We start from the raw sequence: 23,360 nt of genomic DNA, 5'->3' as shown, positions 1-23,360 counted from the left end.
CAATGTTGCCATTTTTTTAATATAAAGCCTTGTATGATTAAATAAAAAGACTATCTTTGCATTGTGAAAACGTCAATATTGACATAAATTTAATGTAAACAATGGAGATAAAAAGAGATCGATATCTAAAAAAACTGATTGATAGCCGTCAAAATGGCTTTATCAAAGTTGTAACAGGAATCCGCAGGTGTGGCAAGTCATATCTGCTGAACGTCTTGTTCTACCACTACTTATTAGATAATGGAGTGACCGATGACCACATCATCCGTATTGATCTCGAAGACCGAATGAACAAGGAACTTCGGAACCCTGATACAATGCTACGTTATGTTCACGAGAGAATCAAGGACAAAGATCTATATTACATCATTATTGACGAGGTACAGTTGATGGATGAATTCGTAGATGTTTTAAATAATTTCCGTCATATTGCTAATGCTGATACATACGTGACAGGAAGTAACTCTCACTTCCTGTCATCTGATATTCCTACGGAGTTCCGTGGTCGAGGAGAAACGATACATATAAATCCTTTATCTTTTTCCGAGTTCTATTCTGCTATAGGTGGGGACAAACAAGATGCATGGCGCGAATACTATACTTATGGTGGTTTACCGCTCATTCAATCTTTTGAAACCGAAGAGAAGAAGATAAACTATCTGAAGGGACTATTTGAAACAGTTTATTTGGCAGATATTATTGAACGACACAAAATCAGGAGTGATAGTGAGTTCCGAGAGTTAGTGCTCATTTTGGCATCGTCTATAGGTGCACCTTGTAATCCAACTAAACTGTCAGACACTTTTAAAAGCGTCAAAAATGTGAGTATTGGTAGTCAGACAATTGCAAATTACCTCACCTATTTGTCAGAGTCGTTTCTGCTGAACAAAGCCATACGCTATGACATAAAAGGAAAGAAGTATATTAATACACTTTCCAAATACTACTTTTCTGACATAGGTTTGAGAAATGCCATCTTGGATATGCGCCAACAAGAAGAGACGCATATCATGGAGAACATTATTTATAACGAACTGATTACACGTGGTTATAGCGTGGACGTTGGGATGGTGGAGATTAGAAAACCAGATAAAGATGGAAAATGGTCTCGCACACAACTCGAAGTGGACTTCATTGCCTGTTTAGGAAGCAAGAAGTATTATGTACAGTCGGCTTTGTCCATTCCTGATAGAGAAAAAGAGATACAGGAGTCTCGCTCACTAATGAACATCAATGACTCTTTCAAGAAGATTATCATTGTTAAGGACCACATCATGCCACGTCGTAATGAAGATGGCATACTGACAATAGGTCTTTTTGATTTTCTTCTTAAAGAGAATAGTTTGGATTTATAGAACAAATAGTCCTTACTTGGGATTTCTATTTTTTGTTTGGCTTTACAGTCTCTTTTACATTCTCTTATCGTTCACACGTATTTATAAATAACTGATACACAGTGGCGTTTAGATTTGAGGAGGTGAAGTAAGACAAGAATTATAACCGTGCCCCAATAGTAGAAATACCATTGGGGCTTTTATTTATTTTATCAAACACTATGGCAGAGAATTCAAATAAAAAAAAGAAAAGAAGTGACAGTATATCAAAACAGGAATACATAAACTGTTATTTTCCAGCTGCCCCTAACAAAAAAAGAAGGAAAAACTGATAAAACAAACTTTTAACATAGCACTCGAGACAAGAAGATTTGAGATAGAATTATATTGGAAGCGTACAGCATACTTTATTCTATTTATTGGTGCAGTCTTTATCGGATATTATCAAATAATACGTGAGTTCGGGTTAAGAAAGTCTCTATAAAAGTTGGTAATCTCGTTAGTTTTTTGTAACTTTATGGTTGCAAATCAAGAACTTACAAAACAACTAAGCAAAGTCATACGACAAAACAAACAGACAGAAGACAGCCAACATTATTAACCGACAATTGCATAGCGACATTCCCTACCCGTACGTTTCCTGTCATGGCAAGCATCATAGCCCGTCATCTTGATGAACTGCGAAAGGGGGAAGGAAGACATACAGAAAAAAAGAAGTTTTTAGTCCATTATACAAGAAAAATCATTATATTTGCAAATGATTTATCGTGTTAATCAATACCATAGAAGAATAATTCTTTTCATAATGGCAGAACATCAAGAACAACATAAGCAATCCATCCGCTTCTTCAACGACCGTGAAGTGAGGGCTGTGTGGGACGACGACCACAACAAGTGGTGGTTCTCGGTACTGGACATCATTGCTGCAATCAACGAGCAGGACGATTATCAGAAGACGAGGAACTATTGGAAGTATCTCAAAACCAAACTAAGAAAAGAAAATAGTCAGTTGGTTAGTGCTACTAACCAACTGAAGCTAAAAGCCTCTGACGGGAAGTCTTATAAGACAGATACGTTTGATGCAGAGGGTGTAACCCTTTTGGCAAAGCATATCAACAATACCAAGGCAACGAGCTTTCTTGACTGGTTCCTCTATAGTGATAACACTATTGACGGACAGAGCAAGAAAAAGGCTTATCAGCTTTTTGAAAGTGGTATCTTAAAGACTGTAGACCCAGGTACAATCAAATGTTTACAGCAAATACATGCTTATCTCTTTGGAGGACTGTATGACTTTGCAGGGCAAATCCGAACTAAGAATATATCCAAAGGAGGTTTTACTTTCGCTAATTGTATGCACTTCCCCGACACTTTGCAAACAATAGAACGAATGCCCGAAACAACCTTTGATGAGATTATGGACAAATATATCGAAATGAACGTTGCTCATCCTTTTATGGAGGGTAATGGTCGCAGCACTCGCATTTGGCTTGACCTCATGCTGAAGCGCGCTCTCAAACGGTGTGTGGATTGGAGCCAAATAGATAAGAATGAATATCTGGCTGCAATGCGTGAAAGTGTAGCAGATAGTACACATATCAAGTCTTTGGTGCTGCCAACTCTCACTACAAAGATTGATGATAGAGAAATGTTTATGAAAGGTATTGACTATTCATACTATTACGAACAGAACAAATAAAATATAAAATGAAATGTTATTATATCAATAATTGAATTTACGACCTCATATTTGAACAAAAGAACATTAAATAATGAAGACATATCATCTAAAACAATTATCACTCAATAACTTTAGGACCCTGCCTAAAGCTAAAGCTATTAACTCATTGAAATCCCTCTCAAACATCATAGAAATTCGCGATGTTGTAGATTGTGTAAAGAGGATTTACAGTACTATTCCCAATGATATTGAGGGTATTCTCTATCCTAAGACTCTTTCTGAACTATGTAAGAAACCATCTATTTTTTTTAGGCCCACTTCTGTGTTGGGGGAGATTAATTGGATTCTTTCTTATATGAGAGGGCAATGGTCTAACATTGCATGGTTTGCAAGAAAAAAGATTCAATTTGAGAATTGTTTTCTTCTTGGTGATTATCAGGAATCACACAACATTATTGAGGAAGTGAAAAATAAGTTGGGAGTTTCATTATGGTATTATGAGACAAAATGCCTTTTATATGAATATGAAGGGGAAAGTCAGAAATGTTTGACCTTTATTTCAGAAACACTACATTCTTGCAAAAAAAACAACAACTATATCCTATCTGTACTATACAATATTTATGAACGCACTCAGAAAAAATTATCTCCTTATAAGTTTGATGAGGACCTGAATGCATTATATAAACGCAATAGGACTGAGTTGCATAAGGATTATTATAAATATGTATTATTTAGATTAAACTATTACAATCAGTATGCCAATACGGATCTGTCGTTACCTATAATGTTTGAATCATTGGCAGCTTTGGTAGATAGGTATTTGATTCTGGTATCTGTCATAAAAAGCGTACTAGTCAAAGATCCATATAACAAAGATCTTATTGCAAAAGGATGTTATTTGTTTAACAAAACCAAAGATAAAAGCCTACATTCCGTAATAGCCTTGACTGGGAGAAAAATAGAAGGATATTACAATCAACGCTATATAGATATGCTTGATTGTTATTATTCTGGTGAATACGCAAAATGTTGTGATTACGCAAAATATATTATAGAAGAGAATCCTGCCTGTTGCTTCGATTCATTTATCTTCTATACTCGTTCTCTTATATACCTTAAACAAGGATATGAAACTCCATATAAACAAGCTCCTAATGCGCCAGTTAATAGTATAAGTAAAGGTATCTACGATGTCCTCACCTACAAGAATGTAGAAGAAAATCTTTATGCATTATATCAATTCAACAAGAATATTTATTCTTTTACAATAGCTGCAGGATTAGATTCTTTTTACAAAATAGAATCAAATGAACATGTTAATCATCGCTTAACATTGATGAATATCATGTATTATGATCCAATTTTCTCAAGAATGTGGGATGATGTTGATGGTGCAATATCATACATAGAAGAGTATAAGTTGCATGATATAAATTCTGTAGCTTGTGATATTTGGCAAAAACGCATCAGGAATGAGCAAGTTGATATTCTATCATTGCCATTGCATATAGCAGAGCCAATAAATGCCGAGTACTACTATAAAAGAAATATGTTCTCAGACGCCTTTAAACACGCAGAAAACCTTTATAAAAGTGCAAAGGAATATGTTCCAATTAGGCAAACTGCTGTCGCAAAGATGATAGATTGCCTCTTTAGAGATCAGAATGTCCAAAAAGCGATAAATCTATATGTTGACTATTACGTAAAAGATGTCGCATCTGTTGCCAAGGTCGACACATCATCTATTATACAAATGCTACAAGATAAACTCTATGAAGGAATAAGAAGAAATATTGACTTGTTGATATTTGTTATACTTACATGTAAGGAATCTGTAGATAAGAGTTTTATTTTGTTGGAATTATGTGAACTAAATCATATAAACAAACCATCAGAATTAACCAAGGTGATAGATGTGAATTCTATTGGTAAAGAGAAAGTTGAGCTTTTATTTTTCCTGTTAAATAATGATGAAATATTAAAACATTATTCAATTATAGATAGTTTTAAAGAGAGACTGTCCGAAAGAAAAAACCTCCTTCAATATAACATCTCATTAAATTCACAAAAGAAAGAGGTATATCAGGAGCAATTAAAGAAAATTGACGATGCCTTACTCGTTTATAATCTTTCGAGAAATATGGATGAAAATAAAATATATGCAAATGAGGATGCTATCATAAACTATAAGCTTGCCGAGATTGACGGTCTATTTAATAGATATAAGTTATTGGTAGATACTGTAGTTTCTCAAAGGAAGAATATCTATGTTGTTAATTTCAACGGCTCGTCTTTTTTTGACAATTCAAAAGGATATGAAGAAAAGACTAATACGAAGATTTCGATTAACAGCAATGGACTGTATGAAGTGTTCAATAACCTTTATTGTGAGATCAAGGAACAGTTTCTTAATAGCGACTATGGGCTTGTTGCATATTTAAGTACACGTGTTCGCCATGGAGAGTTGGAGAGTATGCTAAGACCAGAGATGGGGCAGAGGAATCTTATACTTCAAATTAAGGATGAAGAATACCAAAATGACGTGTATTGGACAGATACCTATAACTTAAACTCCACTGAACATCAAATTGTTAATAATGCACTTAAAGAATTCTCTAAGAGCTTTGATAATGCTGTTACATATTTGATTAAGCAAAAGCTTCAAATATACGACAAGAAAGATAAACCCAATGGATTATTCGTCTATGATGCAACCGCCGAGGAATGTGCTTTCAAAGCTATGGAGTTTGGTTTATCTCTTAAATTAAAAAATGGAGACAAATATTTATTCTGCCAACAAATGTTTAAATGGCTTTGGGAGAAAACTGAACAGAGTCTGGAAAACATTAGAAATTATATTAACAAAGATTTTATGAATGCTATCCTTTTTTCTATAGAAACCTTTGAAAGTACTATAAAAGATAGAATGCCAGATGGTTATGCACGTACTGATATGCTCTCTCAAATACGCTCAGCTACCGAAGCAATAAATCTAAAAATACGAAAAATATCTAGATGGTTCAATGTATCTCAGCCAAAACTTGAAGACGTCGATTTCAAGGCGATATCTCATCAAGTTTATAATACTATCAAGTTATCAAATACAAATTGTGAAACTGATGATCAACTATCAATCAAAGGAGAAACCTTTATGATAAAGTCCAATTATGTTATGCACTATGCAGATATTATGAGAAATATTTTTTATAATATGTTTAAGCATAGCGTCGATGCAATAGATGGAAAGCGCCACTTTACATTGAATATAGAAATAACCCCTGATGAAGTCAGGTACAAATTCGTAAATGAGACTTCTGAAGATCCTAATAAATTAAATATGATATTTAAAGAAAAACTTCAGAATACATCTTCCGCAATAGGAGAGGGAGGAAGTGGTATAGCCAAAATTAATAAAATCCTTAAACAAGATCTTGATTGCAAAGAGAACTCCATTGCAATGAATGCAGTAGAAGGATTATGCATGACAAATGTTACTATCAAATTATGCAATTTCAAAGTAAAATGAGAAAAATATTGATAATAGAAGATAATTCTACAAAACTCCAGCATATCAAGGACTTTTGTATCAATAATGTTAAGCAAAGTTGCCTAACAGATAGACAGTCTTATAATACAGCCCAACAAGAAGTTATCTTTCATGGTAGTGAATATGACATTATTTTATTAGATGTCAGTATGAACACCTATGATACAAAACGAGATGAAAATGGTGAGCAAGAACCTTTGGCTGGGGCTAACATATTAAGGTTTATGAAACTTCGTCATATAAAAACTCCTGTCATCGTTGTAACCATGTATGAGAGCTTTGTGGATGGAGTACGTATTAATGCGTTGGATGAACGTTTTGAAGCTCAATATGGAGATATTTACAAGGGATTCGTTTACTTCAATTTGAAAAACGAAGATTGGAAAGAAGAATTATTGTTAAAATTAAACAAAATATTACGATGATTAGGATTTTAATAATGGATGATGATACGGATAAAACAACTCGTATCAAGTCGGTACTTACAGGTATGTGCATGGTCAATGCCGACAATATAGAAATTGCTCGCTCCCTGAATTCAGGTAGACAAAAGCTATCAAAGAATTTATATGATTTACTTCTTTTAGATTTAGTTCTCCCTGTAAGTGACAATGATCCTATAGAACCCGGAAAAAGCGAAGACTTTATCAATGAATTGTATCGTATAGGACGCTTTAAAAAGCCCATATACGTTATTGGGTTGTCGCAGTATGAAGACAAAGTTGTTGCAAATACAGGAAAATATGAAAAAAAATTGTGGAAACTCATCCATTATGATTTGCAAAAGGATGATTGGGAACAAATTCTCCAAAACGCAGTAGAATCAATAGTCTCGACAAAAGAACAGCTATTGACAAGTCTCCATAATAAGAATAAATATAATGTAGGTATCATTTGTGCGTTGTCAGAAGAGTTCGAACAGATGAAGATTGCTTCTGGATTAGATTGGAAAAAGGTAGCTATTGAAGGAATTTCCAACGACTTCTTTGAGGCTGATCTTCGTACAGAGCTAGGTCATACTTTAAAAATTATTGCAGGACGCAATAATATGCCAGGAATGCAGGCTACTTCAGTAATGGCATCATGTATGTTCTCCTTATTCAATATAGAAACACTATTCATGACGGGAATTTGTGCAGGATTTAAAAAAGAGGGAATTGATTCCATCGATTTTGGTGATATATTCATAGCAGAATCTGAATACGATTATGGGAGCGGAAAACTCTGCGAATCTGCAGATGGTACATTTTTTAAGAAAAATCCTAAAATGTTGGAATGTGATTTTGATTTGAAGGGTAAGATGAACACCTTCATGGAAGAGAGACATCCAGAAAATCTTATCTCACGTGTACTTGATACCAAGAATCTTAATCTAATGAAAAAAAATCCTTCCATACACTTCAAACCCGGCGCATGCGGATCGTACGTCGTAGCAAACAAAGGATTTATGAGAGATTTATTAAAAGAGAACCAGAAACTTCGTGGTTTAGATATGGAGGGGTATGGTCTATATATGACTGCTCATATCTTAGGAAAAAAGTGCATGATGATTAAAAGTATATCTGATTTTGCAGATAGTGACAAAGGAGATACATATCATAAGATGTGTTCATATTCAAGCGCTTGGTTTCTGTTTGAGTTCTTGAAATACACGTATTAGCGCACATTTTTACCATAATATATTGTGTAATGCTTAGAAATATGTACAGCTGCAGTAACAAAATTTAAGAACAAAGATGAATAAGAAGTACATAGCATAGTTGTTTATTGATAATTATAGTTTCTTGTCATTTAAGATGCTCACCGCGCGTCTTATTTGTACCATGAAAATATAAATCACTGATAATCAGTGTAGGATATATTTAAGGAAGAAAGCGCGGTTATAACACAAAGTCCTGATAGCAAAGATAAGTTATCGGGACTTTTTGTGTGTACTTTTATCTTTTTAACAGCGCGTCAATCTTTTGCAGCAACTAAAGCATTTCTTATTGTTTGAGGACGTTTGCAATATAGAAACTTTCTGATAAGGGGTAGTCGGCATCGTGCGTTTTGTATTGTGCGAGCGGAGTACTTTTTTCTTCAAATAGATGTTTGCTGATGAGAAAGGACAAATAGGTATTGTACTTAACACTTTCTCGACTGGATAACGATGTAGCGAACGATGTTCTTTTCGTTGTTAAGACAAGTGCTGAAGATAAACCCAAACCAAGATATACACAACCTTTACACAACATTCGTCAAAACTTTGAGATATGCAAGCATTTTCCTGAAAATCTTGTTTTTCTTCGCTTTTCTTTTTACTTTTTTTGCCATCTCGGAAACTTTAATTAACTTTGCCACCTAATAAAAACAACACTTTTTTCAAGAAGCAATTGCAACAAACAACAGATAATGAGAAGAACGATTATTGCAATATCATTATTGCTCTTTACAATATCCGTGGCAATGGCGCAACAGAATGCCCACAGCAACATTAATGTTGCGATATTGGGCGACTCCAACACGTGGATTGGAGGTGATGACTGCGACAAAGGAAAAGGGTGGAACAAATGGTTCAAAGACATCTTCCGCCCGGCTTCGTGCAAGAGTTATGCCCGAAGCGGAGCAACATGGACCAACACACCGCAGACAAAGACGAACACCGAGGAGAACATCGCGGTACTCGGCGACGATAACGTGATATACAATCAGATAGTGCGACTGCAAGAGGCGGTAAAAAAAGGATTACAGCCCATGCCCGACCTCATAATCATTGCCGCCGGCACAAACGATGCTTGGTTTGAAGACAAACGCCCACTCGCATTCTCGCAAAATGCCGATGAAGTGTTTTCCATGGACGAAAAGCCTATTACCAACCGTCCCGTGAACACAATAACATCGCTCGCCGCATCGGTGCGCTATGGTTGCGAAATGCTTATGGAGTCTTTCCCAAATGCCCAAATAATACTTCTCACGCCACTACAGTGCACCGCCACTACGCTCTCACAGATACTTAGAACCGGTGACATTATCGAAGACTGCGCACGACACATGAGCATCTGCGTGATAAGACAAGATAAAACATGCTGCGTGAGCCGCACAAAGGAACTGCGCACCAAGCGTTTCACCACCGACGGCACGCACACCAATGCAGAGGGGGCACGACGCAACGGCATATTCCTCGCAAAAAAGATTGCATCAATGCTACAAACTGAATAACAACACTTAAAAGATTTATGGTATTTTCAGACCTGTTTTTCATCTTCGCATTCATTCCGTCATTCGCCTTGCTGTATCTCATAGCATCGTTCATAGACCGGAAAGCAAATGCCTCTACCATCACTCCGTATAACCGAACCAAGAACTGGGTACTTGTTATGTTCTCGCTGCTGTTCTACGCATGGGGCGAACCTGTCTATGTGTTCCTCATGCTGTTCAGCGTATTGGTGAACTACATCGCAGGGCGTATCATCGACCGCACCACGAGCCAGCGCCGACTGGCACTCACAATAGGCCTTGTATGCAATATCCTTATCCTCGGCGTGTTCAAGTATTTAGGCTTCTTTGCCTCTATCCTTTCAGACATAGGCATCAGCATTTCGCTCCCTACCCTCGCCTTACCCATCGGCATCAGTTTCTATACTTTCCAGTCGGTGTCATACCTCATTGATGTCTATCGCCGTGAGTCGCCGGCTCAACGCCGATATGCCGACCTGCTGCTATACATCTCGATGTTCCCGCAACTCATTGCCGGTCCGATTGTGCGTTACGACACCGTAGCCAGAGAAATAACCGACCGCCACGTCAGTGCAGACGACATTGCCGACGGTGTGTTCCGCTTCTTCGTAGGACTCGGAAAGAAAGTCATCATAGCCAACCAAATGTCTGAGATTGCCGACCAATTCCTCGTTGGTGGTATTGGAAATCTCTCAACCACCGGTGCATGGATTGGAATACTTGCTTTCTCACTGCAAATCTATTTCGACTTCTCCGGCTACAGCGACATGGCCATCGGAATCGGCCGCTGTCTCGGTTTCCATTTCAAAGAGAATTTCAACCACCCGTATTGCTGCGACTCCATTACCGATTTCTGGCGCAGGTGGCACATCTCTCTGGGCAGTTTCTTCCGCGATTATGTGTATATCCCGATGGGTGGCAACCGCAGTCATCAGGCTTTCAACATACTTGTGGTGTGGTTTCTCACGGGAATGTGGCACGGTGCGAGTTGGAACTTCATCATCTGGGGTGTATATTTCGGCATCATCGTAATGGTCGAGAAATACACCTTGCTACGTATAAAACAGCACATTCCGGCACCATTGCTTCACATCTACAGCCTGGCGTTGGTTGTCATTGGTTGGGGGATGTTCTACTTCGAAGATTTCTCACAAATGATGGTGTTCTTCCGTTCGTTCTTCGGAATGGGCATCACTTTCACCGATTTTGCTTCACAAGCAGCCCTAATGGACAAGTTCTGGCTGTTCCTCTTCGCCCTCGTACTCTGCATGCCGGTGCGCACTCTCATCGCCGACAGTTCGTCTCGACTATTTCGCAACAACCTCATGTTTCACAACGGTGCGATTCTCATAGGACGCACGATGCTGTCGCTCATAGTACTGGTACTCAGCGTGGCACTGCTTGTGGGCGCAACAAACAACGCATTCCTTTACACACGCTTTTAAAACATCATAACAATGAGACACAATCATATCTATCTTGGCCTGCTCTCCGGAGTGTTCACCATACTCACCGTGGTATTCCTGACATTCCCACGCAGCACATTCTCTGAACTCGAGAAGCGCGACCTTGCCACATTTCCGGATTTCACATGGGAGAAACTCACAAGTGGAAAGTTCACATCAGAGGTTTCGTCATGGTTCAGCGATAGCGAACCATTCCGCGACCGATTCATGTCGATGAGCATGATGTTCAGCAAGGCACTGAAACTCAACATCGAAGGCGATGAGTCAATAACATTCCATGCCGCCGAAGCAACACCACAAAACTCCGGAGGCGATGACGGAATGCCCACGACAGAAGATGCCAACGACACCACATATAATTATAAGAACAAAGTGACTGCCAACGAGAACGCCAAGATTGCGCATGCGGGAATCGTCGTTGTGGGCACCCCTCCTACGGCACGCGCACTGATGGCATACGGCGGGGGAGCAGAGGGCGGAACGGCATACGCCAACGCTGCCAACCGATATAAGGAGAAATTCGGGAACAGCGTGAACGTATATTGCATGGTGATTCCTACGGCAATAGAATATTACTGCCCTGAAAAAGTGAAGAAAGTGACCAAACCGCAGTTGCTCACCATAAACAACATAATGAAACATCTGTCGCCCGGAGTGAAGGCGGTAAACATACATCAGACTTTGGGAGAACACGCCGCAGAAAACATCTATCTGCGAACCGACCACCACTGGGCACCTCTCGGCGGTTACTACGCTGCCAAAAAGTTCGCCGAAGTGGCAGGCGTGCCGTTCCGTGACCTCAACAGTTACAGTCGCGAAGTGGTTCACAAATATGTTGGTTCGATGTATAGTTACTCCAAGGACATCGCCATAAAGCAGTCGCCTGAAGACTTCGTGTATCACGTTCCGAAAGGAGTGGAATACACCACGACATACATTGTTTACAACATCAATAAGAACTATCAGGTGACGGGCGAGAAAGCCCCTGTCAAAGGGCAATATTTCGTAAAGTTCAAGGACGGAAGCGGAGGGGCATACTGCACTTTCATGGGTGGCGATTCGAAGATTACGCAGGTGAGAACATCCATCAAGAACGGCCGCCGTCTCATCATTCTCAAAGACAGTTTCGGCAATGCCATACCCGGTTACCTGTTCTTCTCGTTCGAGGAAATACACATCATCGACAACCGTTATTTCACCAAGAACATGAACACATACGTCCGCGACAACAAGATTACCGACATATTGTTTGCCAACAACATCTTCAGTGCTTACTCATCGAAGATATGCAACAAATATATAAGTTTCTTGTCGCAATAGTAAAAGACATCATTTCTAAAACAACCACTTTTTAAAACAAAACAAAAGGAAAATGAAACAAATACCGGTATTGTTGCTCACGGGTTATCTGGGCAGCGGAAAAACTACATTGCTAAATAGAATTTTAAGCAACAAACGGAACATAAAATTCGCTGTAATAGTGAACGATATAGGCGAGGTGAACATAGATGCCGAACTGATACAGAAAGGAGGAGTGGTGACACAGGACGACGAGAGCCTCGTGGCACTACAGAACGGATGTATATGCTGTACATTGAAGACCGACCTTATAGCACAACTCAACGACATCATAAAGACCGGAAAGTTCGACTACATAGTGATAGAGGCAAGCGGTATCTGTGAACCGGAGCCCATCGCACAGACCATTTGCTCGATACCGGCCATGATACCGGAGGCTCGCAAGAACGACCTGCCGCTCCTCGACTGCATCGTCACCGTGGTGGATGCCCTGCGCATACAAAGCGAATTTGCATGCGGAGAGCGACTTACGAACGACAGTCTCGACGAGCAAGACATAGAAAACCTCATAATACAGCAGATTGAGTTCTGCAACATCATTCTGCTGAACAAGGCTTCGGAGGTTAAGCCCGAAGAACTCAGTCAAGTAAAGCAGATAATAAGAACCCTGCAACCAAAGGCCGAAATAATAGAATGTGACTATGCCGACATAGAATTAGAACAAATTCTGAACACGGGAATGTTCGACTTCGAGCGCACAATAACATCAGCGCGTTGGATTCAGGAAATAGAACGCCCAATGACAGAAGAAGAGGAGCACGAGGCAAAACATGCTCACGAACATCATCATAAGCATGAGCACGATCACCACGACCACGGACACGGGCACCACCACCATCACCACGACCACCATCATGAGGACGGCGAGGCTGACGAATACGGCATAAGCACGTTCGTGTATTACCGTCGGCAACCTTTCGACATCAACAACTTCGACCAGTTAGTGGCAAAGAAATGGCCTCGCGAGGTGATACGCACGAAGGGCGTGTGCTACTTCGCACACAACCGCGACATGTCTTTCCTCTTCGAGCAGGCCGGAGTTCAGAAAACACTGCAAGGAAGCGGACTATGGTATGCCACCGCAAATGGTGAGGAACTGGAACAACTGATGACACAGAACCCTGACATGAGACGCGATTGGGACGAGACCTACGGCGACAGAATGATAAAACTCGTATTCATAGGACGGGGAATGGACAAGGAAAACATTACCGCAGAACTCGACAAATGTCTGACAGAATAGATTAACAATAAAAAACTCGGGCGAATTTGGATTTCAAATTCGCCCGAGTTTTTTATATAAGAGGAGTAATCACACTCTCATTTAACATGAGAAACACTTATGCAGTGATTGATATTACTCAATAACTTTCATCTCTGTACGACGGTTCAACTGGTGCTCTTCCTCACTGCAAGGCACACCGTTAGAACATCTGTTGAGCAGGCGTGTCTCACCATAGCCCACTGAAACGATGCGTGACGAAGCAACTCCATGCTCTACGAGATATGCCTTAACCGAGTTTGCACGCTGCTGTGACAGACGCTGGTTGTATGAGTCAGAGCCACGCGAGTCGGTATGCGACGACATCTCAACACGAATGTTAGGATTGTCAAGAAGATAAGCAACGAGGCGGTCAAGTTCAGGACGTGCATCCGGACGTATCGTAGCCTTATCGAAGTCGTAGTGGATGTTGTTAAGACGTATCGGTTCATTCAGTTTAGGTTTCGTCAGACAGTGTTCAACAGTAACAAGCGATGTCTTGACAGGATCGTATTGATTTTTATCCACAACGAACTCCTCTGCCGGCAGACATTCTTTCTTCGTGATATTGATTGTATAGCGTGTATCTGCTCTTAGAGAAACAGAATACTCACCACGGCTGTCTGTCGTGAACACCTGTGCTTTACTGTGCTTGCCACCCTGCACTTTTACTGTGGCACCTACTGCAGGTTCTGTCGTTCCGCAAATGGTTACACGTCCTCTGAGAGTAAATTCTGTTGGCTTTACTACCGGTTTTGGTGTAGGAACAACAACCGGTTCCGGCCCCTTCTTGGCATTGATACGGAATACCACTCCACAGAACGCTCCGAAAGACGACATATCTGTCTTGCCCGAACTATATGTACGATTAACAGCCGCCCTTTCCTTTCTGTAAGGAGCCCTTATTATTACCGGATCATACCAATTATCAGCATAAGGAACGTTGAAGCAATGCATATAGTATGCGCCAAGATTAACACCTACAACATCGTTGAAGAAATATGTAAAACGCAGTTGTGACTTCATGGCCAAGCGTGTCTTGGAATCTATTTTTTCGACCTTATAATATTCATAATTATGACCGCTCTCCGGCGAACACTCACCACCGCTTATGTTTACCATACCTGCACGGAGATTCAACTCTGCCATGAACTCAGGAAGAATGGTGGCGGGAAGACGGAACGACGGACCTGCACCCAAAAATATGCGTTCCACGTTCTTCTTATTCATTTTCAAACCTTCCAAATATCGCGGATTAACATCCTTGAAATCGAAATCGGCTTTGTTTGTGATATAGTCTCCATCCAAACCTAAACCGAACCAACTCCAATAATGGTCTATGCCAAACCCTATGTTTGGACCGCCTTTGAACTTAAGATGACGATACGAATTATGATGATTCAATCCGAAATCATATCCTCCATGCAAAGAGAACTGCCAATGACGGTTAAGAAGTTCCGATCCGGCTCTCAGACCAACTTGTGAGAACGATGCAGTTATTCCCAATAGAAATAATACTGCTGATAAAAATAACTTTTTCATATTAGTATATAATTTTGGTTAAAGTTTTGTTGAATATTTGATTAACTCATTATTGTCATTTTATATCCGGTTGTATATATTTGGCAAGTTCCAAATCCTTATTCTTTACACGGCTTTCAACAATCATATCGAAAGTTATTGAGCCTTTCTTTCCATTTACTACACTTTTTATCAATATGAAAGACCGTACAAGTCCATTGAATTGCACTAAATAACAAGTTCCGACCTTCGGATCATATATATTATTACTTACATGTTTAAGATTCTCTTTGCCTCTGTTTGCTTTTGCAAACGCTCTTGCAAACGCCTTGTAATCACGAGAATTCGCCAACGTCTGAAAGTCTTCCGCACTAAAAGGCTCTCGAGGTTCAGTCATCAAACTCGAAACCATATTTGCCTGATTCCAATAGGAAACTCCTTTCTGATTTAGTGTGTAAAGGTCATCTTCATTCTTGTATGAGGTACTTGAAAAAGCCGCAGGAGAAAGGATATGACCGGGACCATCATATGTAGAATGGAATAACATAACCAATTCTTTTGTTTTAGTCTTATCAATATTAGACAATTTTACAGTAGAACCATTTTTCAATTTTAGGAAATGCCCATTTGTTTTGTTTTTACAAGCTCCCAAAGTTATGTTTTTGTAAACAGTAATCGTCGCTTTGTCATGGGTTACTCCATCTCCTTCGTCGTCATCATTGCCGCACGAAACAAACACTATCGCTGTCGCCATTGTAAGTATAACTAATAGCAAACCCAGCATTCTTGATTTCTTAAAATAATTCATAATCATTCAGTTTTTAGTTAATATTAATATTATGTTATCTCTTATGTTATCCGTTTCCGGAATAGTTAGTTTTAGGATGTACATTCAACATTCTGAACATTGTGCTGATATTTGGCAGTTATGGTTATATCTACCTATACAAGTTCATGCTTTTGTTATTTTCTTGCAATATTATAAATTTTTATTGAAACATGCAAGTATTTTTATAAAAAATATTATCCACTCACAAAATAAATTGAAAATCATTTACACAACATTCAAATACAATGCAAAATTGTATAATTATTTGGTGTTAAAACAATTTATGAACGATTGGGGGTTAATACATCTTCTCTTGTTTTTCAATTCATCCTGTTTTGAATTGCAAAATCGCCCATTTTGCAGACCAAAATCGCCCAAATTGCTTTGCAAAATGGGCGATTTTGGTTTCTAATATATCAACTACTGCACTACGGCAGGCGGCATTACTTATTTCACATCACCGACTTTCACCAAATACTCGGCTATCTGAACGGCATTGAGTGCAGCACCCTTGCGAATCTGATCGCCTGAAAGCCAGAACGTAAGACCGCAATCATCGGCAATGTCTTTGCGCACACGACCCACGAAAATGTCGTCTCTGCCGGCGGTATCAAGCGGCATCGGATAGACAAGGTTTGCGGGGTCGTCTTTCAGCGTGATGCCGGGAGCGGCTGCGAAAGCCTCACGTGCCTGCTCAACAGAGACCGGACTCTCGGTCTCTATCCAAACACTCTCTGAGTGGGAACGCAGCGAACTCACCCTGACACACATCGAAGAGCAACGTGCATCGGTGTGCATTATCTTGCGGGTTTCATGATACATCTTCATCTCTTCCTTTGTATAGCCGTTGGGCTGGAATACATCTATCTGCGGAATGACGTTATATGCCAGTTGGTGGGCAAACTTGTCGATTGTCTTCACTTCGCCCTCTTCTATTATCTCGCGGTATTGCTGTTGCAGTTCGGCCATTGCCGCCGCCCCCGCTCCCGACGCACTCTGATAGGAAGCCACACGTATGCGCTTGATGTGCGAGATGTTCTCTATCGGTTGCAGACACACAACCATCATTATCGTTGTGCAGTTGGGATTGGCAATGATGCCGCGCGGACGCTTCAGGGCATCCTCTGCATTACACTCCGGAACCACCAACGGCACATCGTCGTCCATTCGGAACGCACTCGAATTGTCTATCATCACTGCACCATATCTCGTTATGTCTTCTGCAAATTCCTTGCTTGTTGCGCCCCCTGCCGACGTGAAGGCAATGTCAATGTCGCGGAAATCGTTTCCATGACGCAATAAACGCACTTCTATTTCCTTCCCACGGAAGTTGTATTTCGTGCCGGCGGAACGCTCCGAACCGAACAGCAACAACTCGTCAATGGGAAAATTACGCTCGTCAAGGATGCGCAAAAACTCCTGTCCTACAGCGCCACTCGCGCCTACTATTGCCACTTTCATACGTAATAAATGTTTAAAATCCGATGCAAAAATACAACTTTCTATCGTATTATATGCACGATACGGTTATTTTTTGTAATTTTGTATGCAAAACAAGAAGCACGATGTTCGACCTTACAGAATATTTCCCGATTACCGACCCCACGCTGATTTTCTTCGTGGTGTTGCTCATCATATTGTTTGCTCCAATCATAATGGGTAAACTCAGGATTCCTCACATAATAGGAATGGTGCTCGCAGGCGTGTTGCTCGGACAATACGGACTGAATATATTGGTGCGCGACGACTCTTTCGAATTGTTCGGGAAGGTGGGACTATATTATATAATGTTTCTTGCTGCACTCGAAATGGACTTCGAAGGAATGAAGAAGAAACGGAAACATCTTGTTATATTCGCCTTGCTATCGTTCTCAATTCCGTTTGCGGTAACCTATATTGCGAGCACTTACATTCTTGGCTATCAGCCCATTTCGGGTATAATGCTGAGTTGTATAATGGCCTCGAACACTCTCATTTCCTACCCTATTGTGAGCCGTTACGGTTTGCAGAGCAAGCCGAGCGTCATGCTCAGCGTAGGCGAAACGATGATTGCGCTGTTCCTTGCGCTTGTAGTAATAGCAGCGGTGGTATCAGTAGGTGGTGACGGCGGTGGCATTATGTTCTGGATATGGTTTGTCGTCAAGATATTGGCGGTGTGCTTTTTCCTGGCTTTTGCCATACCACGACTGACACGTTGGTTTCTTCGCCGTTACAGCGATGCCGTGATGCAGTTCATCTTCATTATGGCGATACTGTTCATGAGTGCTGTACTGACCGATGCGGCGGGGCTGGAAGGCATTTTCGGGGCGTTCCTTTCCGGACTTATCCTCAACCGTTATATTCCTCATCTGTCGGCACTTATGAACAGAATTGAGTTCATAGGAAACGCACTTTTCATTCCTTATTTCCTCATTGGCGTGGGTATGCTGATCAATGTGAGGGTGCTTTTCAATGGTGGGGAAATAATTGCCGTGGTTGCGGCGATAGTGTTCTTCGGCACGTTCGGCAAGGCTATCGCGGCTTACCTTTCATGCTACCTATGCAGGTTGCCGCTGTCGTCGGGTCACATGATGTTCGGTCTGACCTCTGCACATGCTGCCGGAGCCATTGCTGTACTCATGGTGGGCATGAAAATGGAGGAGGCTCATGGACTGGGAATCGTTGACGACAACATGCTCAACGGTGTTATTATAATGATACTTGTGACGTGTATCATATCTACTTTTGTCACCGAGCGGTCGGCGCAAGGCATCACGCTGCGCGATAAGGACATGGCAAGCGAAGACACACACAACGATGACGAGAAAATACTTATACCGATGAAGTATCCGGAGTATGCAGAACGCCTCGTCAACATGGCCATACTGATGCGCAACCCGAAACTTAACCGCGGATTAGTGGGACTGAACGTGGTGTATGATGACGAGAAAATGGCGAAAAATCAGGAAGCGGGAAGACTGCTGCTGGATAGAATGACGAAAGTGGCGGCAGCCGCAGATGTGAAGATGGAGACACAGGTGAGGGTGGCGGCGAACATCGCGAACGGCATAAAGCACGCTTTCAAGGAGTTTCATGCCAGTGAGATTATAATCGGAATGCACACTCACAAGGAGGTATCTACGAAGTTCTGGGGACAGTTTCATCAGAGTCTTTACAACGGATTGAACCAACAGATAATGATGGTGAGACTCATACAACCGATTAATACCATACGGCGCATACAGGTGGCAGTGCCTTCGAGAGCACAGTTTGAAGCGGGATTTTATCGTTGGTTGGAGCGTTTGGCACGAATGACGGATAGTCTCGAATGTCGCATTCAGTTTCATGGGCGCGGAGATACGCTGCAACTGATAAGACAATACATCAACAACCGGCACCCGGAAGCAAGAGCCGACTATTCCGAAATGTATCATTGGGTGGGACTGCCGAAACTTGCAGGTACCATTGCCGACGACCATCTCTTTGTTGTTGTGGCTGCACGAAAGGGTACGGTGTCGTACAAGAACGCACTGGAACGTTTGCCAGAAGAAATCACGAAGTTCTTTACCGGAAAGAACATCATAATACTATTCCCTGACCAATATGGTGACCCGATGGACGAAATGACGTTCGCCCAACCGCAACACTTCGAGGACAAGAGTGCATACGAGCATCTGGCGGAATGGATTGAGAAAGTGAAAAAGTAAATTTAAATGCCGAAAATCATAACAAAAAAGGAGATATAAGATGATAGAAATTAATGATATAAAAAAGAGTTTCGGCTCGCTACAGGTGCTGAAAGGGATTGACCTGCGTATAGAAAAAGGAGAGATAGTGAGTATCGTGGGGCCAAGCGGGGCGGGTAAGACGACACTGCTGCAAATAATCGGAACGCTCGACAAACCTGACAGCGGAACAATAAAAATCGATGGCATAGACATTTCGTCACTGTCGGCAGGCAAACTGGCTGATTTCCGCAACCGGCACATCGGCTTCGTGTTCCAGTTTCATCGCTTGTTGCCTGAGTTCACTGCCATCGAGAATATTATGATTCCGGCATATATAGGTGGGACAAACAAGAGCGAAGCAAAGAAACGGGCAAAAGAATTGCTTGAGTTCATGGGACTTACAGACCGTGCAGAACATAAACCGGCAGAACTTTCGGGAGGTGAGAAACAACGCGTGGCGGTGGCAAGGGCACTGATAAACAACCCGGCAGTTATCTTGGCTGATGAGCCTTCAGGGTCGCTTGACTCGAAAAACAAGGCCGAACTACACCAACTTTTCTTCGACCTGCGCGACAAGTTCGGACAAACATTCGTCATCGTAACACACGATGAATCCCTCGCTGATATTACAGACCGTACAATAAAAATGAAAGACGGCCTGCTGGAGAACATACAGACATAAGTTTTGGGACAGAAAGACAAAAGTGTTAGAACAAAAAGACAAAAACGTTTGGGGATAAAAATCAAATAGCATAAAACGATTTGCGGGATTACCTTCTTATAGGCAACCCCGCATTATTTTTCTAAAACCAAGCCCCCTTAATCAAATAAGTCGGCGTAATGGGTCAGTTTCTGTTGTTTTTACCACTAAGATTTTTTTACCCTTTTACTCTTTCTCCTCTTTTCTTAAGTAATCATTTACTGATTTCTTTATCAGGTTTTCATCGTCAAAAATGTTGTACCATACAATTATCAACTCGTCATCACTCCAATAAGTAAAACAAGAGACCGGGGCTTCAGAGAGAATATCTACCTTTAATGGCTCACTTCCAACCATCGTTTTTAAATGGTTTAATAATCCTTCTTGACCGGGTGCGAGTTCAAGTCGCTCTACTGCGAAATATGAATTACAAATGCTATCATCTTCGTTAAGATAAGTAACTTTCAGACGGGTGTGTTGATAATGATATTTTATATTCTCAACCTTCTTATTCAATGACTTACTATTACTTTTGATGAGAGACTTTAAAAATGGGATTACACTAAATTGATGTATATTTTCAAGTTGATAAACCTTGTCTGAGGATACTTTGGAGTATGCTTTTTTATCCCAAGAATACTCCGTGGATTCTACGACTGTGATGTGTGTTCTACAAGAATCTTTTGGGTGTGATACCTTTATTGTGTCGCACGAACTCGTATCTCTCCCTGCAACAGAAGAAACATTCAGCAGGTTAAGCAAAACGAAAACTAATAAGTATGGTCTCATTTCTCTAATGATTCGGAAGGTTTATTGTTCCAAGTTGTCAGATTCTTACAAATATAACCCGTTGTCGGAATTAATTTAGTGGATACTTAATTCTTCCGATAATACGGGAACAATAGTGCATTTTCAGTGACAAGGTTTTCATAAAAGTGCTTGCATATCTCAAGGTTTTGTAGTAGTAATAAAAAAAGTTGTGCATATCTTGGTTTGAACTTAATGACTAGAGCAGCACTAAGTTGCTAAAACCAATGATATGCACAACTTTTTTTCCATGCGTATCTACTTAATTTAATCCCGCTAACGGGTAAATATAAGTGTTTTATATGTAACATTCTGAAGAACATAAATATTTCGAAAAGAATACCTCTTAACGTAAATATCCGTAAATGGGATGCTAAACATATCCCTCCTTTATGTCTTCCTGTCCTAAAAAGATTTTGTATTCAAAGTCTTAAAGGACATGTCTTTCTGTTCTCAAAAGGCCTTTACCTCCTTAGAAGTCGGCAGACTTTGGTGTTCTCGGGAACGGTATAACGTCGCGTATATTCTGCATTCCCGTAACGAACAATATCAGACGCTCGAATCCAAGTCCGAAACCTCCATGAGGACATGTTCCATATTTGCGTGTATCAAGATACCACCACATATCCTTCATCGGCACCTCTCGGCGCTCTATTTCAGACATAAGTTTCTCGAAATTCTCCTCACGCACCGAACCACCAATAATCTCTCCGATCTGTGGGAACAGTACATCAGTACCCTGTACGGTCTTATCGTCATCATTGAGTTTCATATAGAACGCCTTTATATCCTTCGGATAGTCTGTCATGATGACAGGTTTCTTGAAATACTCCTCAACGAGATAGCGTTCATGTTCGCTTGCGAGGTCATCTCCCCAGTTACATGGGAACTCGAATTTTTTACCATTCTTCACTGCCTCTTGCAGAATTTCCACACCCTTGGTGTAAGTCAATCTCACGAATGTTTCTTTCAGAACACCCTCAAGACGTTGAATAAGGGTTTTATCAACAAACTGGTTAAGGAATTCAAGATCGTCACGACAGTTGTCCAAAGCCCATTTAACACAATACTTAATGAAATCCTCTTCGAGGTCCATCAAGTCGTTAAGGTCTATGAAAGCCACCTCCGGTTCAATCATCCAGAACTCCGCCAAGTGTCTCGGAGTATTGCTGTTCTCTGCGCGGAAGGTAGGACCGAAAGTATATATCGCACCGAGTGCCGTAGCACCAAGTTCTCCCTCAAGCTGTCCGCTAACCGTCAGTGAGGTCTGCTTTCCGAAGAAATCATCGTCATAGACAATCTTTCCATCCTCGTCCTTTTTCAAGTCGTACAAGTTCTTTGTCGTCACTTGGAACATCTGTCCGGCACCTTCACAGTCGCTTGCCGTTACAATAGGCGAATGGAAATAGAAGAAACCATGCTCGTGGAAATAGCGATGTATTGCGATTGCCATGTTATGACGTATGCGCATCACAGCCCCAAAAGTATTCGTTCTCAGACGAAGATGAGCATACTGACGCATATACTCGAATGTCTGACCTTTCTTCTGCATCGGGTAATCGCTTCCGCAAAGACCATATACCTCTATGCTTTCGCAATGAACCTCAGATGCTTGTCCCTTTGCCGGACTCTCAACGAGTTTACCGGTCACACCGATACACGCTCCGGTGGTTATCAGTTTCAAGGTTTCGTCATCAACGGTACCTGCATCAACCACCACCTGCACGTTCTTTATCGTTGAGCCGTCGTTAAGTGCAATGAAATCTACCGCCTTGCTTGAGCGGTGGGTTCTAACCCATCCTTTTACACAAACGTCCTTCCCATATTCGGTATCTTTCAGAACGTCAACTATTTTTGTCCTTTTCATTTCTATCTATTTAAAATCGCTGCCCGTCGCAAGAAATCTCACAACGGGAAGCGGATGACAAT

General features: G+C 40.9%; 17 protein-coding genes. 12 read left to right on the top strand and 5 right to left on the bottom strand.

Annotation, left to right across the window (positions count from 1 at the left end):
- Positions 1-101 precede the first annotated feature (101 nt).
- The 10 genes from EHV08_RS10300 to EHV08_RS10260 all read left to right on the top strand — a co-directional run bounded on the left by EHV08_RS10300 (position 102) and on the right by EHV08_RS10260 (position 13,849).
- The gene (locus tag EHV08_RS10300; protein WP_126679188.1) at positions 102-1,355 is read left to right on the top strand and encodes an ATP-binding protein; all 1,254 of its coding nucleotides are present in this window, start codon (positions 102-104) and stop codon (positions 1,353-1,355) included.
- A 307-nt stretch (positions 1,356-1,662) separates the two neighbouring features.
- Positions 1,663-1,818: a RipA family octameric membrane protein gene (locus EHV08_RS11955; RefSeq protein WP_455430459.1), complete on the top strand. Its 156-nt coding sequence runs from the start codon at positions 1,663-1,665 to the stop codon at positions 1,816-1,818.
- Positions 1,819-2,139: 321 nt separating this feature from the next.
- Positions 2,140-3,033: a protein adenylyltransferase Fic gene (gene fic, locus EHV08_RS10295; RefSeq protein WP_126679187.1), complete on the top strand. Its 894-nt coding sequence runs from the start codon at positions 2,140-2,142 to the stop codon at positions 3,031-3,033.
- Between the two features lie 73 nt (positions 3,034-3,106).
- The gene (locus tag EHV08_RS10290; protein ID WP_126679186.1) at positions 3,107-6,544 is read left to right on the top strand and encodes a hypothetical protein; all 3,438 of its coding nucleotides are present in this window, start codon (positions 3,107-3,109) and stop codon (positions 6,542-6,544) included.
- Entirely contained in the window at positions 6,541-6,990 is a 450-nt protein-coding gene (locus EHV08_RS10285) for a DNA-binding transcriptional response regulator (RefSeq protein ID WP_126679185.1), read from the top strand. Before EHV08_RS10290 ends, EHV08_RS10285 begins: the two co-directional genes overlap by 4 nt.
- Positions 6,945-8,225, top strand: a complete 1,281-nt coding sequence (locus tag EHV08_RS10280; protein WP_158676080.1) for a 5'-methylthioadenosine/S-adenosylhomocysteine nucleosidase family protein — start codon at positions 6,945-6,947, stop codon at positions 8,223-8,225. Before EHV08_RS10285 ends, EHV08_RS10280 begins: the two co-directional genes overlap by 46 nt.
- Positions 8,226-8,956: 731 nt before the next feature.
- Positions 8,957-9,763 (top strand): SGNH/GDSL hydrolase family protein, encoded by an 807-nt coding sequence (locus tag EHV08_RS10275; protein ID WP_126679183.1) that lies wholly within the window; start codon positions 8,957-8,959, stop codon positions 9,761-9,763.
- A gap of 17 nt (positions 9,764-9,780) precedes the next feature.
- Positions 9,781-11,226 carry an MBOAT family O-acyltransferase gene (locus tag EHV08_RS10270; protein WP_126679182.1) on the top strand — a complete coding sequence of 482 codons (1,446 nt, stop codon included), beginning with the start codon at positions 9,781-9,783 and terminating at the stop codon, positions 11,224-11,226.
- A gap of 12 nt (positions 11,227-11,238) precedes the next feature.
- Complete coding sequence (locus tag EHV08_RS10265) at positions 11,239-12,567, top strand: DHHW family protein (protein WP_126679181.1); 1,329 nt, start codon at positions 11,239-11,241, stop codon at positions 12,565-12,567.
- Positions 12,568-12,619: 52 nt separating this feature from the next.
- Positions 12,620-13,849: a CobW family GTP-binding protein gene (locus EHV08_RS10260; protein ID WP_126679180.1), complete on the top strand. Its 1,230-nt coding sequence runs from the start codon at positions 12,620-12,622 to the stop codon at positions 13,847-13,849.
- 114 nt (positions 13,850-13,963) lie between these two features.
- Here EHV08_RS10260 and EHV08_RS10255 read toward each other — a convergent pair whose 3' ends face one another.
- The 3 genes from EHV08_RS10255 to EHV08_RS10245 all read right to left on the bottom strand — a co-directional run bounded on the left by EHV08_RS10255 (position 13,964) and on the right by EHV08_RS10245 (position 17,678).
- A complete protein-coding gene (locus EHV08_RS10255) occupies positions 13,964-15,409 on the bottom strand; it encodes an OmpA family protein (protein ID WP_126679179.1) in 1,446 nt (481 codons plus the stop codon).
- A gap of 55 nt (positions 15,410-15,464) precedes the next feature.
- Positions 15,465-16,196 (bottom strand): hypothetical protein, encoded by a 732-nt coding sequence (locus tag EHV08_RS10250; RefSeq protein ID WP_126679178.1) that lies wholly within the window; start codon positions 16,194-16,196, stop codon positions 15,465-15,467.
- 468 nt (positions 16,197-16,664) lie between these two features.
- Positions 16,665-17,678, bottom strand: coding sequence for an aspartate-semialdehyde dehydrogenase (locus EHV08_RS10245; protein WP_126679177.1), 1,014 nt, complete (start codon positions 17,676-17,678; stop codon positions 16,665-16,667).
- 104 nt (positions 17,679-17,782) lie between these two features.
- On the opposite strand from EHV08_RS10245, the gene EHV08_RS10240 reads away from it, so the two are divergent.
- Positions 17,783-19,903, top strand: a complete 2,121-nt coding sequence (locus EHV08_RS10240; protein ID WP_126679176.1) for a cation:proton antiporter — start codon at positions 17,783-17,785, stop codon at positions 19,901-19,903.
- A 40-nt stretch (positions 19,904-19,943) separates the two neighbouring features.
- Entirely contained in the window at positions 19,944-20,606 is a 663-nt protein-coding gene (locus EHV08_RS10235) for an ABC transporter ATP-binding protein (RefSeq protein WP_126679175.1), read from the top strand.
- A gap of 204 nt (positions 20,607-20,810) precedes the next feature.
- Here the strand turns inward: EHV08_RS10235 and EHV08_RS10230 are convergent, their stop codons facing one another.
- On the bottom strand, positions 20,811-21,413 hold the full coding sequence (locus EHV08_RS10230; protein WP_126679174.1) for a hypothetical protein: 603 nt from the start codon (positions 21,411-21,413) through the stop codon (positions 20,811-20,813).
- 490 nt (positions 21,414-21,903) lie between these two features.
- Positions 21,904-23,298 (bottom strand): asparagine--tRNA ligase, encoded by a 1,395-nt coding sequence (gene asnS, locus EHV08_RS10225; protein WP_126679173.1) that lies wholly within the window; start codon positions 23,296-23,298, stop codon positions 21,904-21,906.
- Positions 23,299-23,360: the final 62 nt, after the last annotated feature.

The organism is Prevotella koreensis (genome assembly GCF_003977605.1).
Lineage (GTDB): Bacteria > Bacteroidota > Bacteroidia > Bacteroidales > Bacteroidaceae > Prevotella > Prevotella koreensis.
The sequence above is the reverse complement of the archived record's forward strand: the minus strand, read 5'-3'. Positions and strand labels throughout refer to the sequence as shown.

Bases quoted from the DNA above. Each gene is read 5' to 3' on its own strand.
- EHV08_RS10300 (WP_126679188.1), top strand. From the start codon at position 102: ATGGAGATAAAAAGAGATCGATATCTAAAAAAACTGATTGATAGCCGT.
- fic (WP_126679187.1), top strand. From the start codon at position 2,140: ATGGCAGAACATCAAGAACAACATAAGCAATCCATCCGCTTCTTCAAC.
- EHV08_RS10290 (WP_126679186.1), top strand. From the start codon at position 3,107: ATGAAGACATATCATCTAAAACAATTATCACTCAATAACTTTAGGACC.
- EHV08_RS10285 (WP_126679185.1), top strand. From the start codon at position 6,541: ATGAGAAAAATATTGATAATAGAAGATAATTCTACAAAACTCCAGCAT.
- EHV08_RS10275 (WP_126679183.1), top strand. From the start codon at position 8,957: ATGAGAAGAACGATTATTGCAATATCATTATTGCTCTTTACAATATCC.
- EHV08_RS10270 (WP_126679182.1), top strand. From the start codon at position 9,781: ATGGTATTTTCAGACCTGTTTTTCATCTTCGCATTCATTCCGTCATTC.
- EHV08_RS10265 (WP_126679181.1), top strand. From the start codon at position 11,239: ATGAGACACAATCATATCTATCTTGGCCTGCTCTCCGGAGTGTTCACC.
- EHV08_RS10260 (WP_126679180.1), top strand. From the start codon at position 12,620: ATGAAACAAATACCGGTATTGTTGCTCACGGGTTATCTGGGCAGCGGA.
- EHV08_RS10255 (WP_126679179.1), bottom strand. From the start codon at position 15,409: ATGAAAAAGTTATTTTTATCAGCAGTATTATTTCTATTGGGAATAACT.
- EHV08_RS10250 (WP_126679178.1), bottom strand. From the start codon at position 16,196: ATGAATTATTTTAAGAAATCAAGAATGCTGGGTTTGCTATTAGTTATA.
- EHV08_RS10245 (WP_126679177.1), bottom strand. From the start codon at position 17,678: ATGAAAGTGGCAATAGTAGGCGCGAGTGGCGCTGTAGGACAGGAGTTT.
- EHV08_RS10240 (WP_126679176.1), top strand. From the start codon at position 17,783: ATGTTCGACCTTACAGAATATTTCCCGATTACCGACCCCACGCTGATT.
- EHV08_RS10235 (WP_126679175.1), top strand. From the start codon at position 19,944: ATGATAGAAATTAATGATATAAAAAAGAGTTTCGGCTCGCTACAGGTG.
- EHV08_RS10230 (WP_126679174.1), bottom strand. From the start codon at position 21,413: ATGAGACCATACTTATTAGTTTTCGTTTTGCTTAACCTGCTGAATGTT.
- asnS (WP_126679173.1), bottom strand. From the start codon at position 23,298: ATGAAAAGGACAAAAATAGTTGACGTTCTGAAAGATACCGAATATGGG.